We start from the raw sequence: 14,792 nt of genomic DNA, 5'->3' as shown, positions 1-14,792 counted from the left end.
TCAAAAGAGTAAAAGCGCAAGGGCAGGCCTCCCCTCTGAAGGGATTCCTCTTGCGCTCTTTTTTCCCTCCGGCAAAAAAAACCTCGCCTCGCTAGAGGAGGCTTAGCAGAGGCGAGGGGAGGTAAAGCATATGCACATGAAAGAATGGGTACTATTACGCATTTAAGGATATTATACTGATAGGACCAAATACTTCTTCTTACTCGCTTGCATATAAGAAGCATTCTCGCCAGATGACGCCTGATCCCCAAAAGAAAGGAATGTGTTTCGGTACCCACGAGTTCCCGAACACATTCCCTGACGTGAAAAACAGCGAGAAGGAGGGAAAATGGAATATATCTGGCCTTCATTTTCCCCTTTAAATCTTACCAACCTACTCGGATATTAGCACACCCTAACATGATTCGTCAAGCCCTTCCTGGAAGCAGAACCACGAGCGAGCCCGGTCAAAATAAAAAAAGAGAGAGGCAAATTATTGCCCCTCTCCAAGAACAAACCTTAGCGGGAACTTGAACGCAACTCCTGCAATGTCGCCAGGCGTTCACGCGCTACTGTGCTCCCTGGATTCACCTTTGCCAGGTTACGATATACCCTGCTTGCCTGTTCATACTCACCAACAGACTGATAGGTCTGACCGAGCATATCATAGGCATCGTAGTTCGTTCGATCGATAGTGATTAACTGCTGTAGCGCGGCGACCGCCTCTTTCACCTGATGGGTTTCGTAGTAGTGGCGCGCAATCGCTTCCTGATATCTGGCGGCCTCATGAGATCGGCCAACACGATAACAGAAACCAACCACCTCGCGCATCAGATCCATTGAGGTTGGGTCAAGCTCGGCGGCCCGGCAGTAGTTCGCCAGAGCCTCATCATTGTCGCCCATCTCATCATAGATACTGGCGATACGCTGAAGCACCAGCGCGGCATCACTCGAGCGATTCCGACGTAAGTAGATATCGGCCAGCAGGCGTAGCTCTGCAATGCCCTCTTCGAGTAGACCACGGTTGATATAGATCTCGGCCAGTTCCTCATGAGCGCGAGGATCCTGAGGAGCAAGCCGCACCATCTCGTTCAGCACCTTGATCGCGTTGTCTCCCTGTCGACTGCTCCGATAATGGTTCACCAGCTCCAGATACTCACGCAGCGTTGTCTCAGGGTCGCTCTGACGCGCCGAGATCTCCGCCAGTGTCGAGGCAACCTCATCCTGAGCGGCACGAGTCTGCTTCAACTGGCGTAACAGGGCATCGCGCTGCTCCATACGACCTGTACGAGCATAGGCATCCGCCAGTAACTTCGAGATCTCGACCTCTGGCGCTTTATGCTCCTCACCCTCCTCACGGGGACGGGCGGCCCAGGTAGCCGGATCAATCGCCACGGGCGAGCGCCGGACGGCCTGAAGAGCCTGTTCGAGATGCTGAATTGCAGGTTCGGGCTTCCCTTGCTGCAAGAGACAATGCGCGGACGCAACCCGTGCCAGCACTTCCACCGAGCTATCACGCAGCGATAGGCTGTACGAATCGACCGCTTTATCAAACAGGCCACACTGCTGGTAAATCTGTCCGAGCGAATAGTGAACATCCGCATTATTCGGATAGATATCAACTGCCTGCAGATACTCACGGACAACCGCGTTCGCGTTCTTCTGGCCTTCACCACGCAGTTGCCAGCGAATGCGAGAAAGCAGTTCCAACGAGTTCGAGCGTGCAGTACCGAGGGCCGTAATCTGCATGATATGTAGCCTGACCAACGCGGTGATGTTGCGAGGATCAACCTGCAAGACGCGCTGATACTCAGCCATCGCCTGCTGACTGCGTCCGAGCTTTTGCAAAGCCAGTGCATAGTTCAGGCGGGTAGGAACACTGGTCGGGCTCTCCTGTAGCGCCTGCTCCAGTTCGGTCAGCGCACGATCCATATAGCCCAGGCGCAGATACGCTTCCGCTGCCAGCGTTCGCTCACGCAAGAGATCCTCTTTATTCCCATGCGACGACAAAAGATTGATCAGACGCATGCGATAGGTCAGGTTATTTGGCTCAAGCTGCAAGATACGCCGATAGGTAGCAATCGCATCCTCGGTACGCCCGTTCACAATATAGGTATCAACAAGAATGGCATACTTGGTAATGGCCTGCTCGATTTTACCCTGTCGCACATAGATCTCACACAGTACCTGATGGACATCCAGATATTGTGGCGCCATCTCGATCACGCGCAGACACTCTTCCATTGCAGGTGTCAGCAGGCCATGATTGACATAGTTTTGAATGTCGCGCATCGACTGGGCAACCCGCCCCCGCACATTCTCCGGCAGATTATAGGTACTTGCCGTAATGGCATCCTCAACCTGAACCGTATTTGTGCTGCCAGCGAGCTGACTCAACAGATCTTCAGCAGGCTTTGTCTCCGGCTGAGGTGACGCAGTCCCCGCAATCATGCCCGCCAGTGTGCTTAGCTGTGGCTCCTGCGGCGTGTTCGGCAGCAACAAGCTAACCTGGTCGGCAGGAGTTGGCGCGGCCTGTAACGGCTGCGAGACAACCGGTGATTTCTCTGCTGGAGCAGGCATAACTGGCTGCTGTGCTACCACTGGCTGCTGCATTGGTTGGACCGCTGGCTGTTGTCCCGGCGGCGGCGTCGGCTGTTGCGGCTGCTGCTCAAGCGGGAAGCTTTGCGGCATCACCGGCTGTTGGCCCGGCGTCGGCTGTTGCGGCTGCTGCTCAAACGGGAAGCCTTGCGGCATCACCGGCTGTTGGCCCGGCGGCGGTGTCGGCTGTTGCGGCTGCGGTGCCACCGGTTGCTGCATCGGCTGGACAGCCGGCTGCTGACCTGGAGGCGGTGTCGGTTGCTGCGGCTGCGGTGCCACCGGTTGCTGCATTGCCGGTTGCTGGCCTGGCGGCGGTGTCGGCTGCTCAAACAAGAAGCTCGACTGTTGCGCCGCTGGCTGTGCAGGTGCCGGCTGCTGCGGCATAGTTGGTTGTTGCGGTATTGATTGCATTGCCGGCTGCTGGCCCGGAGGCGGCGTCGGCTGCTGCATCGACTGCGGTGCTGCCGGTTGCTGCATCGGCTGGACCGTTGGTTGCTGCCCCGGAGGTGGTGTCGGCTGCTGTACGGCTGGCTGTTGCCCCGGAGGCGGCGTCGGCTGCTGCATCGGCTGGCCAAAGATATCGCCACCAAACTGATCTTGTGGCAGCACCCGCGTTGAGTTTGGCGCGGCAGGCGGAATATCCTCTGTTAGCCAGGAAGGAGCTGCCTGCTGTTCAGGCTGTGGAGCCTGCAACGGCTGTGAAGGAACTGACTGTTGAGGCGCCATTTGATCGCCAATACTCGGCTGCATCATTGTTGGCTGTTCGGCCACTGAAGCCTGCGGCGGTGACATTGGTGGCTGTTGTGGAGCCGCCATCTGTGGTTGTTCGCCTTCATTCAGGATGCCGGTCAACCAATCTGGAAGTTCGCCCACGTTATTATTCGCCTGGTTTGCCGCTGGCTGTTGTGGCTGCTGTGGCTGCTGCGGCGGCATAGGGGCCTGTGGAGGAGCATTAAACATCATCGTTGCCGCGTCGGCCATCGGCTGTTGTGGCGGCATCTGTGATGGCGGCCCCTGCATCGGTGAGCCATTCTGAGTGACAGGGGGGGTAACAGGGCGAGCAGGCGCAGGTGCATTTTGCGCCTGTTGCAACATAAACTCTACCTGAGCAACTTTGTCGTTCCAACCACGGCTACGCAGGAAACCAAGAAGAGCGTTATAAACGGTCAGTGCCTGTTCCTGTTCACCGAGCAAGCGATGAGCCTCCGCGGCTTCCTGACAGAGCTGAACCAGTTGGTCAGCCTCTTCAACGGTAAGCGCGTCCAGATTAACCCGGTCAACAGCTTCATCAAAATGAACCGTCGCAGTACGAAGATCGCCACGTGCTCGATAGCACTGGCCTAAAGCATAATAGCAAGAAAGAGCATAATCAGGATCATTCAGCAACATCTGGAACTGCCGAATAGCATCATCCCAGCGCTGCTGCTCCTGATAGAGCCATCCTAGAAAGTAGCGGGCATCAGGACGGTCAAAGCCACTTTCTAAAATTTGTTCACAGAGATCAATGGCCTCATTGTATCGTCCCTGATCTTGAAAGATCTGGGCCTGTTTCAACGCCTCTGTGACCTGACTGGCAGTAATGCGCCTGCGAGGCATCCCACCGGAGCCGGTAAGAGCGGCGGAAGAGGCCATATTATTCACTCCGCCATAGTTGCCCGCGCTACCCATGTTACCCATGATGCCAGTATTACCTCCGCTTGTATTACCCGATGAAACGGTATTGGCTACAGAATGATCTGAATTCGTTGTTTGAGAGAAAGGGCTGTTCGTCGTTTGAGGCATGTGAGCCGGGGGCCCTGCACTCGATACGGAGTCAGGCCAGGCTGTCCCCAAAGGCGGCCCCGATCCCTGTTGGATCTGTGCGAGCAACTGGCGAGCCTGGACGTTTGAATTATCAGCGCGTAAAACCTCTTCACACTGCTGGCGTGCCAGTTCTAGCTCATTTCGATATAAATATCCCTGTGCCGCTGCCAGACGCTGCTGCATCATTGCAGCGATATCTTTCTTTTCAAAGTAGTAGCTGGCGAGTCGTTCATGAGGCTCAGGATTGCCAGGGGACAACTGCACTGCTTTGAGCCAGGCTGCTTCAGCACGCGCACCTTGTCCGGCTTGAGAATAAAGATCTGCTAGATGTAAATATGCTTGATATGCATCCTCACGCCTGTTTAGAATCCCGTATAGTTCCGCGGTTTTGCTTAACGCAATGATGTTGCTCGGGTCGCGCCTGAGGATATATTCATATTCGTTGAGCGCCTGCTGCCACTGCTTTAGCTGCATGTAGCAGAACCCTAGCCCACTACGTGCGGTCGCATCCTCTGGGAACTCCGCAAGCGCTCGTTGGTACTCCCGCAACGCCTCCATCCACTGACTATCCCAACGATGGCGGTCGGCTGCATTTATTGCTGCGCTATAAACTTCTCGGTTCCCAGGCATATAGTCTCTTTCTCTATTTAAGAGCGCTTGTACGCACAAAACAAAAGGATTTCTACACTCAGGTGTATTAGCAGGCTTGGTCTAATCAAAAATCAGGGTACTACAATTCCCCCTCCTGGACACTCGTTTTGGTACTAAAGTACCTGCGACTTAGAAAAAACCGGAATATACGCTATTGTAGTAGTTTAAACACAACCAGAGATGCCCCCCACCCCATCCCTTCCACCCACAAAAAGAACGTCTATGCTGTTCGCGTTCTTTTCCTATCTACAGACCTTACCCGTAGAGCGTTACCCGCGATAATTGGTAAACTGCAACGCGATCGGATAATCCTTCTCTTTGAGCATCGTGATCACCGCCTGCAACTCATCGCGACTCTTGCTGCTTACGCGCACAGCCTGTCCCTGAATCTGCGGCTTGACCTTCGGGAATTTCTCCCGGATGAACTTGCTCAGTTCCTTCGCCTGATCCTGTGTGATCCCCTGCTGCAATTGCGCGGTCTGGCGCACGCGACCACCGGCGGCCTGTTCCTCTTTCCCGAACTTGAAGATCTTGAGCGAGAGCCCACGCCGCACGGCTTTTGACTCAATAATATCGCGAACACTCTTCAGAGCCAGTGCATTAGCCGTCACAATTGTCACGGTATCCTTGTTATGCTCAATCTGGGTATCGGTATCCTTCAGGTCATAGCGCGTCTTTATTTCTCGCTGCGCTTGATCCAGAGCATTCACCAGCTCCTGTTCATCAAACTGTGATACTATATCAAAAGAACACTCGGAAGCCATGAGTTCCCTTTCTTTTACTTCCAGCATCAGAACAAAGAGGCCCGTCATAAGAACTGGAAAGAGAGGAATTGTTCATTCACAAAAGAGTCAGTCTTGAGGCTTCATTGTCCTGTCTTCTTTTGGAGGCATTGTAACTCATTTCTCTCATGATTGCCACTCTCCTCCCCCAAGAGGGTACATTCTGGTGATATCTGGCACATTTTCACAAGAAGAACACCTTACGACAGAGAAAGCCTATTTCACCTCTCCTATCATAAAAAAACGCTATCGGGAGACTCGATACCTCTCCGAGCTTCTCTATATAATGATTAAGAAGCTGCACCAGGAAAGGAGGTCTGCCTTATGGAAGCCACAATCTATGATAGCAGGCCATTAGCCCATCATCTGTTCACTGAACTGCGTCACGAGGCACAGCGTTTTCAACAGCAGCACGGGCGTGCCGCTCGTCTGGCCCAGGTGATTGTAGGACAAGCCGATGCGGCGGAGGTCTACCGTCAGCAGCTTGAGCATGCCTGTTACCACATTGGCATGAACAGCCTGACGCTTGCTCTCCCTTTCGCGACCACCGAAGCCGAGCTACGTCAATACCTGATTACACTCATGCGCGATCCCACGATCAACGGTGTGCTCCTGCTCCTCCCACTCCCCGAGCATATCCGCCAGCAAGCCATTACTGACGTCTTCCCTGTTGAAAAAGATGTTGATGGTCTGGGGCCCCGCAATGCTGGCAACCTGCTACTCGGATTTCCAAACTTTGTCCCTTCAACTGCTGATGCGCTTTTACAGGTCATCCGAGACGCGCGGATCCCGGTTCAAGGAAAGCATGCCGTAATTATCGGGCGAAGCAATATTGGGGGAAAACCGATAGCACTTGCCCTGCTCGGGCAGGACGCCACCGTGACCATCTGCCACTCGCGGACCGAAGACCTTGCCCGCATCACCAGAAGCGCTGATATCGTGGTAGTGAGCGTCGGGCGCCCGCATTTTCTGACCGCCGAGATGCTCAAGCCGGGCGCTATCGTTTTTGATGCAGGCATCAATCCGGTTGAGGGTCGCATTGTTGGCGATGTCGATGCGGAGCACGTTCGGGAGGTCGCCTCGTTCCTGACTCCGGTTCCTGGTGGCCTGGGACCGATCATCCATCTGACACTGTTACGCCATACCTTGCTCGGTCCGGGCATCCCGGAATAATATCTCCGCCTGATCCGAAGCAAATATTCCAAAAGTACTACCCCGGCTGTTGTCCAGAGCGAGAAAAAGCGGGGTCTCTCTCCGCATGGCCTTAGAAACAGACTGATACGACGCGAATAATGATTCTCGAAGCCGGCGCAGACGGTCTCTTTCCTCTTATCTGCTGCTGATACTCAGGCATACTCTTGTAATGCTGGATTTCTCATGGTAGAGTCTAGAGTAACGACGGTAGTGGCGTACTCAGTTTATCAGGAAAAGGGGGGAACAGGCATGACCCAACAGCCCGGAACGACAACTCAACCCAATATCACAGAAGATCTGGCTCCGCTCAGTATCTCACATTTACCGGATAGCAGTCAGCTCAAGTCAGGGGAGCAGATTCGCAATTTTGAGCTTCTTCGCCTGGCTTTCTTCGCCCTGAAGCAGCGCAAGCTTGAACAGAACAAGATCTCGTTGCAGGCAGACGAATATGAAGAGCGCAGCAACCTGCTCAGCCACGCCATCTTTCAGCAGCTTGTCACACTCACCGAGCTCGGCGCCCGTGAACAGGCCATGCAGATCATCGAGGCGTGCCGTCAATAAGTATTCTCGATCAGTGCCCTTTGTCAGTGAACGTTTATTTTTCGGCTATGCAAGAAAGGGCAACTCAAAAAGCGGATCGCCCTTATTTTATCGTCATCCAACCGCTTTCCCGAGAAACGCACAAAAGAATGGAGAGTGTTTCACGTGAAACACTCTCCGCTTTTTTTCAGGCCTCTTCCGCTGGATACTGTTCCAGAAAACGGATAACCTCACGCGTCAACTGACTTGGCGTTGATGCTCCGGCAGTAACCGCGACTCGCTTCTTGCCTTTCAACAGGCTGACATCCAGTTGTGAGAGATCCTCAATACGCACGGCTGGCACTCCGGCAAGCTCCTGTGACACCTGAACCAGCCGATTGGTATTGTTGCTGCGTGGATCGCCAACGACAATCGTCAATTCAGCGCCTTTTGCCTGCTCCGCAACGGCTTCCTGTCGCTTCTGCGTGGCATTGCAGATATCAACATGCACCTCGGCCTGTGGATACTTGTCCTTGATATAGCGAATCACCCGCTGTGTATCCCATAATGAGAGCGTGGTCTGGGTAGAAACCGCGATCTTCTGCGCCTGCTCGGGTGTAAGTTGCAGCGCATCAACATCGGCTTCTGTCTCAATCAGACTGATATGGCCGGGAATCTCTCCCATGACGCCTTCAGGCTCTGGATGACCTTTTTTGCCGATATATAAAATATAGAAACCTCGGGCTACCAGCTTTTTCACCAGATTATGCGTCACCGTTACATCCGGGCAGGTCGCATCGATACAATGTAAGCCGCGCTCCTGAGCTCGCTGCTTCACCTGGGGAGAGACACCATGAGCGGTAAAAATAACGGTGCCTTCCTGCACCTGTTCCAGAATTGCCAGACGGTTTGGACCATCGAGCGTTATCACTCCCATCTCCGAGAGCTCTTCAATAGCGTGGCGATTATGAATAATTTGACCAATAATATAGATAGGTCTGGGAAGTGCCGTATCCTTAGCGGCCTTACGCGCGATCGTCAGGGCATCTACTACACCATAACAATAGCCACGAGGAGAGATTTTGATTACTTCCATTGCGTCCTCTATCTCGATCTATAACATAGAGAGATGGTCATGCCATCCCAATACCTTAAGGTGTCTACCTTAGATTGCAAGAATTATCCCGAGTGTACCACAAATTCAAGACGCTTTCATCTCCCGCCTTCTACTCAGAATTTGACGCAGATCATCAGGCGTATACAGGCACACCGGTGGCAACAAACCCACCAGTTCTTCAACCGAGGAAGAGGCCGCTAAATCGAAAATCAACAATGGCGAATGCCGACCCTCACAACCTTTTGCAATGCTGGCAGCGCTTAACCAGTTGTCCGCTTCTCTCTCAGCCATCGAGGGAGTGCTGATCACAAGCTCAACCTGAGGCAACAACAAAGGGACACGAACCGGCGTGTCTTCCTGATAGATTGATTTCATGCGAGATCTTTGCAACAGTGCAATAAACGGACAGCGACGTTCCTTCGGCCCGATCAGTAATGCTGAACGACCTTGCAGACCACCGAGGCAAGCTTCCGCTATTGAGACCACCTCTGGCGCGATGTCATGCATATAATGCCTTCTCCTATCACATTTTCTAGCTAACTGGTGCCATCCCAAGCATCGTTCTTTGACCTGGCAATAACAGTTGATAGGACAGTTTTTCATACTATAGCATAGTCACATCACCTGTCATCGGGTATTCACCTTATTTCGCTGCTTTCTCCTTTTTTGGCTCCCTCACCCTTTCAAAATTTGTCGAAATACGCTATAATAGATTTGTAGAGAGAGCCGAACGTATTTTTACAGAGAAATAGCAGAATCATTAACCGGGTGGGTCGCGCTTCGCCCTCGCCACAGAAGATAGTAGAACACTTGCCCTTTCATTGTGTGCTTTGACCGCGAAATGGCAAGAATGGTTCTCTTTGTGCGAGGGTGAGAAAGCGTGACCCACCTTTCGTTTTTGGCGTACAACGCCGGCCTCTTGCGTCCTCCCCTTCCATTGAGATACTCTGAAAAGCAGAAATCAATCAGAACCAGAAGAGAAAAACTATATGCAGCGAAAACGAAAACTCCTGATCCTGCTGGCAGGCGTGCTCTTTCTCGCCGTGATGAGCGGGTTTGGGGCCTGGGTCTCGAACATGGAAACGCCTCATACCACTGCTCCCTCACCGGCAGTTCAAGAGGCGCACAGTGGCCCATACCTGATCCGCTTACAGGTTGATCCAAATCCGCCCACGCCATCCCGAGAAGCCACACTTGCCCTGCAAGTGCTACGCGAGCAGCAGCCAATCACCAACGCGCGCATCACGCTCGAAACAACAATGCAAGCAATGGATATGGGCACAACGCCGCTTGAAGCTCAAAGCCAGAACAACAATCTGTACCTTGCCCACTTTCGCTTCTCGATGAGTGGTCCCTGGCTCTTACATACCCGCATCGCTATTTCGGGAGAGCAACCGATCACCGTCACCTTTGAAATCACCGCACAATAAAAAGCCGCTCTGCAATGAGAGCGGCATCAAATATCTTGTTCTAGCTGTTCGCGGTCAGCGTCTCCTGTACCACTGCGGCCAGGGCCTTGATAAAGAGCGGATCTGTGTTCAGCGATTCGGTCCGTGCAAAGACCAGCCCATGTTCTTCAGCCTGTTCGCGGGCTCCAACCTCAATATCGTAGAGAATTTCCAGATGGTCGGCCAGAAACTGTACCGGGGCGATCAAGACATGCGTGTGACCTGCCTGCTTGAGTTCAGGCATCAGGTCAGCGAAGTCTGGCTTGAGCCACTCTTCAGGGGTGTGTCCGGCACTCTGATAGCAGAACATCCAGCGATCATTAGCCAGACCAGCTTTTTGCGCCACCGCTGCGGCAGTCTCCTTTAAGGCGTTGATATAGTCGGGCTCGTTCTCAACAACGCGCTTCGGCATGCTATGGGCGGAGAGCAGCACGGGTACTTTCTCGCGAATCTCTGCCGGGAACTGTTCAAGCGCCTGCTTCACACGGCGGGCCGTCGCCTCAATAAAGTATGGTTGCAGGTGCCAGTCACGAGCAATCTTCAGCGAAAGATCTGAACGCTCCAGATCGGCTACTGCGTCTTCCAGTGTCCGTACATAGCCATTCATGATAATTGGCGAGAATTGTGGCGACATCACCAACCCGACCAGAGTCTGTACATCCGCCGCTACCTCAGGGACAGCATCGGTAATAAACGGCGGAGAGAAGCGCATACCGACCCCGACATGATAGCGGGTGCCGTCTGTACTCTGGCTGTTCAGTTCTTCCTGCAAAGCAGCAGCCTGCTCACGCGTAATCCGAACCAGCGGAGAACCACCAATCAGTTCATAACGCCGCCGAAACTCGGCGACCAGTTCAGGAGAAGGCTCACGCCCGCCATACACATTCTTCATAAATGCCGGAACATCGTCATAGCGCTCGGGCGAGCCATAGGTCATCAACAGAACGCCTATCTGTTTCATATGCAACCCTCTTCAATTCAACAAGAGCGTCTTTTATCGTCTGCTCATTTCATGGACAGTATCAACCAGGCGGCGCAGGCGGTCCGGCTCAGTTTGGGCCAGCACTCCGTGACCGAGGTTAAAGATATGGCCAGGGCGGTTCTCTGCACGCCGCAGAATATCTTTGACGCCTGCCTCAACAGCAGACCAATCAGCAAGCAGCAGGGTTGGATCAAGGTTCCCCTGAATGCCATGATCATAACCAATGCGTTTCCATGCATCATCCAGGTCAACCCGCCAATCAACGCTGATGACATCGCCTCCTGCCTCCGTCATCGCTTCCAGCAGGGCCGCTGTACCAGTGCCGAAATGGATCGTGGGCACATCGGTCTGAGCCTTAACAGTCTCAAAGATACGACGGGTATACGGCAGGATAGCGCGTCGATACACACTCGGGCTCACCGCTCCTACCCAGCTATCGAAGAGCTGAACGACCTGGGCGCCTGCTCGCACCTGAGCGACGAGATAATCGGCAACCACATCGCTGAGCTTGTTCATCAAGGCGTCCCAGATTTCCGGCTGCCCATACATTAACGACTTGGCAAGCCCATAATCGCGAGAGGGCTTTCCCTCGATCATATAACAGGCCAGGGTGAACGGAGCTCCAGAGAAACCGATGACCGCCTGTTTACCATCAAGCTCACGGCGTACCAGGCGCAGTGCATCCAGCACATAAGGAACACTCTCCTCCGCTTTGATAACCCGCAACGCCTCCACATCCTTGAGCGAGCGCACCGGATTATGAATAATCGGGCCCACTTCTGGCTGGATTTCCAGGGAGATTCCCATTCCTTCAAGGGGCAACATGATATCAGCATAGAGCACAGCCGCATCCACACCTAAGGTTTTGATAGGCATCAACGTGACTTCAGTGGCCAGTTCTGGATTTTTCGCCATATAGAGAATGTCATATTTGCGTCGCATCTCGCGATATTCAGCCAGACAGCGCCCGGCCTGACGCATAAACCATACAGGGGTCATATCCGGCTGTTCACGACGGCATGCAGCCATAAAGCGAGCCACGCCGGTATGCGGTGTTTTCTGTCCTTCTTGCATACGATAAACCTTCATTTTCCGGGGTCCATGCATTGCAGAGAAACCGGTTTGCCTGACCGATTACGCTCCTGGACCCTCAACTTTCTTTCTCTCACATATAATAGCGTGGAGTGATCGCTTTTGACAACAGGAAATCTACCAAAATCTTCATAAACCTCTATCTCAAATTCACTTTTTACAAAGATTTCGAGAAGGGAAGCAAGGCTGCCCTCCTACTGGCGAGCAGCTTTCATCGCGACCAATTGGTGTGCATGCAGTTGATCATGGTCAATCAGAAAATCGATCAACTGATAGAAGGCACATTGCCCCCATTCGGGGTGGCGAAATGGGCGCCGCCAGACCTCCGCAGGCAATGTAGAAAGGTAATGATAGAGTTCCTCACGACGGGCCGCCATCCCGTTCAACACAACTTCGGGGGTTAAAGGAATATCAGGGGGTTCGTAGAAGGTAGAAGAATCTTCCTCTATTGCAGGGAGCAGCGGGTTCTCTTCACTTTGCACACGCCGCATCTGGGTTAGAATCAGCCCATCACAGATATAGAGATGGTTGGCAACCTGCAAGGGTGTCCACTTCCCCCTTGCAGGACGCAACGCTTGTTCTTCACGCGAGAATTTCGCTAACTGAGCCAGCACTTCAATGCGCGCGGATACCAGTTTGCCACGAACCAGTTCAAATGGTCTCTCACCCACTCCATACACCTCACACTTCCCTCAACAGAACAACGTGTTCGCGCTTACTCCTGTCCTCGATTGAGGATCCGATTGTACAGGCGCTCCAGCTCATCCTGATCATTAAAATGCAGGACCAGTGTCCCCTTGCCTTTTTGATTGCACTTCAGCTCAACCTTGACCATCAGAGCATTGCGAAACTGCTCTTCCCAGGTTTCAAGCTCCGCAGCTCGCTGCTCTGATAGGGAAGCGGGCTTGACCTCTGAAGCGACCTCCTGTACCTGCTTCATTCTGGCAACCAGTTCCTCGGTCTGGCGTACACTCATGCGGAGCGAGATCACCTGATTCATGACCGCAAGCTGATCTTCTTCGTTGGCAAGGCCAAGCAGGGCCCGGGCATGCCCTTCAGTGAAGGTATCGGGCATCGTAACAAGCGCCTCGCGGATCTTTTCAGGCAACTGCAACAGCCGCAGGGAGTTCGCGATAGTTGAGCGATCCTTTCCCACCTGGCGCGCGACCTTCTCCTGTGTCAGGCCATACTCCTGAATCAAGGTCTGATAGGCCAGAGCCTCCTCAATCGGGTTCAGATCGGACCGCTGAATATTCTCGATCAGCCCTAATTCCAGCATCTGCTGTGGCGTGACCTCTTTAATCACCACCGGAACTTGCTTTAATCCAGCCAGACGAGCCGCTCGCCAGCGTCTTTCACCGGCAATAATCTGATATTGGGGCGCCGGTTGCTCTGGCTCACTCTGCGGCTGCTCCTCAGCGGCCGAGAACCATGCAGGGGGAGCTGCCTCTGTGTCTGCCTGCTCAAGGCGCTTCACGACGATGGGTTGCAGCAGTCCATGCTCTTTAATAGAAGAGCTTAACTCTAACAGTCGCGGGTCATCATCACGCAATGTCCGACGCGGCTGTTGGGGATTGGGAATAATACTCTCAATGGGGAGAAGAGGGAGTGCACCCGAAGCGGCCTGTCCAGATTGCTGCTGTGCCGATATCACTTCAGATGCGCCGGAGATGAGCGCATCCAGGCCGCGCCCCAGGCCGAATTTCTGCTTAGCCACGAGCCATAACCTCCTCAGCGAGTGCGCGATAGGCCAGAGCGCCGGGCGACGTAGGATCATAATCAAGAATGGGCTGACCGAAGCTTGGGGCTTCGCTCAAGCGCACACTGCGGTTAATAATCGTTTGAAAAGCCTCTTTCGGGAAATAATTACGAACCTCGCGCACAATCTCACCAGCCAACCGGGTGCGCGGATCAAACATTGTCAGCACCACACCCGCAATATACAACGATGGATTCAACTTACTTTTGACAATGTTCACGGTATTCAATAACTGCGTCAACCCCTCAAGCGCGAGATACTCACACTGAATGGGGATCAAAATGCCATCAGCAGCAACCAGAGCATTAATCGTCAACAGGCCAAGCGACGGAGGACAATCGATAATGATATAGTCGCAACGCTCACGAATGGGCTCTAAGACCTGGCGAAGGCGGCTTTCACGCGCAATAGCTCCCACCAGTTCGATCTCAGCAGCCGCCAGATCAACCGTGCAGGGAGCAACGACCAATTCACGACGCGAACCGGGCACGATGACATCAAAGATAGACAGTTTCTCATCTTGCTGGATCAGCAAGTCATAAATAGTATGTTTCCGTCGTTTCTTTGAAACGCCAATTCCACTCGAAGTGTTTGCCTGTGGATCTATATCAACTAGCAAAACGCGGCGTCCCGCGGCGGCCAGATACGCAGCCAGATTGATTGCAGTGGTCGTCTTGCCGACGCCACCTTTTTGATTGGTAATCGCATATACTTTTGACACGGGTTGCTACCGTCCCTTCCGTTTCGCCTTGCCAGAGGAAAATAATCAGGAAGACACTCTCTGTTCGACATTGTAACAAATGGTCCAGTTGTAAGCAAGAAGTCCCGGTGTACAGGGAAAACTTGCCTGCTACCTTTGAACGACACA

12 protein-coding genes are annotated in these 14,792 nt (G+C 53.3%); 3 read left to right on the top strand and 9 right to left on the bottom strand.

Going from position 1 to position 14,792, the window contains the following annotated elements; all coding sequences use genetic code 11:
* Window positions 1-498: 498 nt before the first annotated feature.
* On the bottom strand, window positions 499-5,010 hold the full coding sequence (locus EI42_RS18480; protein WP_111324112.1) for a tetratricopeptide repeat protein: 4,512 nt from the start codon (window positions 5,008-5,010) through the stop codon (window positions 499-501).
* Between the two features lie 290 nt (window positions 5,011-5,300).
* Window positions 5,301-5,795, bottom strand: coding sequence for a YajQ family cyclic di-GMP-binding protein (locus EI42_RS18475; protein WP_111324111.1), 495 nt, complete (start codon window positions 5,793-5,795; stop codon window positions 5,301-5,303).
* 342 nt (window positions 5,796-6,137) lie between these two features.
* Between EI42_RS18475 and EI42_RS18470 the strand changes: the two genes are divergently transcribed.
* Both EI42_RS18470 and EI42_RS18465 read left to right on the top strand, forming a co-directional pair.
* A complete protein-coding gene (locus tag EI42_RS18470; RefSeq protein ID WP_111324110.1) occupies window positions 6,138-6,986 on the top strand; it encodes a bifunctional 5,10-methylenetetrahydrofolate dehydrogenase/5,10-methenyltetrahydrofolate cyclohydrolase in 849 nt (282 codons plus the stop codon).
* A 270-nt stretch (window positions 6,987-7,256) separates the two neighbouring features.
* Window positions 7,257-7,568 carry a hypothetical protein gene (locus EI42_RS18465; protein WP_111324109.1) on the top strand — a complete coding sequence of 104 codons (312 nt, stop codon included), beginning with the start codon at window positions 7,257-7,259 and terminating at the stop codon, window positions 7,566-7,568.
* A 166-nt stretch (window positions 7,569-7,734) separates the two neighbouring features.
* Here the strand turns inward: EI42_RS18465 and EI42_RS18460 are convergent, their stop codons facing one another.
* Window positions 7,735-8,622: a 4-hydroxy-3-methylbut-2-enyl diphosphate reductase gene (locus tag EI42_RS18460; protein WP_111324108.1), complete on the bottom strand. Its 888-nt coding sequence runs from the start codon at window positions 8,620-8,622 to the stop codon at window positions 7,735-7,737.
* Window positions 8,623-8,727: 105 nt separating this feature from the next.
* Entirely contained in the window at window positions 8,728-9,150 is a 423-nt protein-coding gene (locus EI42_RS18455; RefSeq protein WP_111324107.1) for a glutamyl-tRNA reductase, read from the bottom strand.
* Between the two features lie 482 nt (window positions 9,151-9,632).
* Here EI42_RS18455 and EI42_RS18450 point away from each other — a divergent pair, with 482 nt between their 5' ends.
* Entirely contained in the window at window positions 9,633-10,073 is a 441-nt protein-coding gene (locus tag EI42_RS18450; RefSeq protein ID WP_111324106.1) for a FixH family protein, read from the top strand.
* Between the two features lie 40 nt (window positions 10,074-10,113).
* Here the strand turns inward: EI42_RS18450 and hemH are convergent, their stop codons facing one another.
* The 5 genes from hemH to EI42_RS18425 form a co-directional block, all read right to left on the bottom strand.
* Window positions 10,114-11,052, bottom strand: coding sequence for a ferrochelatase (hemH, locus tag EI42_RS18445; RefSeq protein WP_246046326.1), 939 nt, complete (start codon window positions 11,050-11,052; stop codon window positions 10,114-10,116).
* Between the two features lie 33 nt (window positions 11,053-11,085).
* The gene (gene hemE, locus EI42_RS18440; protein ID WP_111324217.1) at window positions 11,086-12,147 is read right to left on the bottom strand and encodes a uroporphyrinogen decarboxylase; all 1,062 of its coding nucleotides are present in this window, start codon (window positions 12,145-12,147) and stop codon (window positions 11,086-11,088) included.
* A 212-nt stretch (window positions 12,148-12,359) separates the two neighbouring features.
* Window positions 12,360-12,836 carry a DinB family protein gene (locus EI42_RS18435; protein ID WP_170142736.1) on the bottom strand — a complete coding sequence of 159 codons (477 nt, stop codon included), beginning with the start codon at window positions 12,834-12,836 and terminating at the stop codon, window positions 12,360-12,362.
* Window positions 12,837-12,880: 44 nt separating this feature from the next.
* Window positions 12,881-13,882 (bottom strand): ParB/RepB/Spo0J family partition protein, encoded by a 1,002-nt coding sequence (locus EI42_RS18430; RefSeq protein ID WP_111324103.1) that lies wholly within the window; start codon window positions 13,880-13,882, stop codon window positions 12,881-12,883.
* Window positions 13,875-14,645, bottom strand: a complete 771-nt coding sequence (locus tag EI42_RS18425) for a ParA family protein (RefSeq protein ID WP_111324102.1) — start codon at window positions 14,643-14,645, stop codon at window positions 13,875-13,877. Before EI42_RS18425 ends, EI42_RS18430 begins: the two co-directional genes overlap by 8 nt.
* Window positions 14,646-14,792: the final 147 nt, after the last annotated feature.

Origin of the sequence: Thermosporothrix hazakensis, assembly GCF_003253565.1 — a bacterium.
Classification (GTDB): Bacteria; Chloroflexota; Ktedonobacteria; order Ktedonobacterales; family Ktedonobacteraceae; genus Thermosporothrix; species Thermosporothrix hazakensis.
Note: the sequence above shows the minus strand (reverse complement) of the source record. Positions and strands in the feature narration are given on the sequence as shown.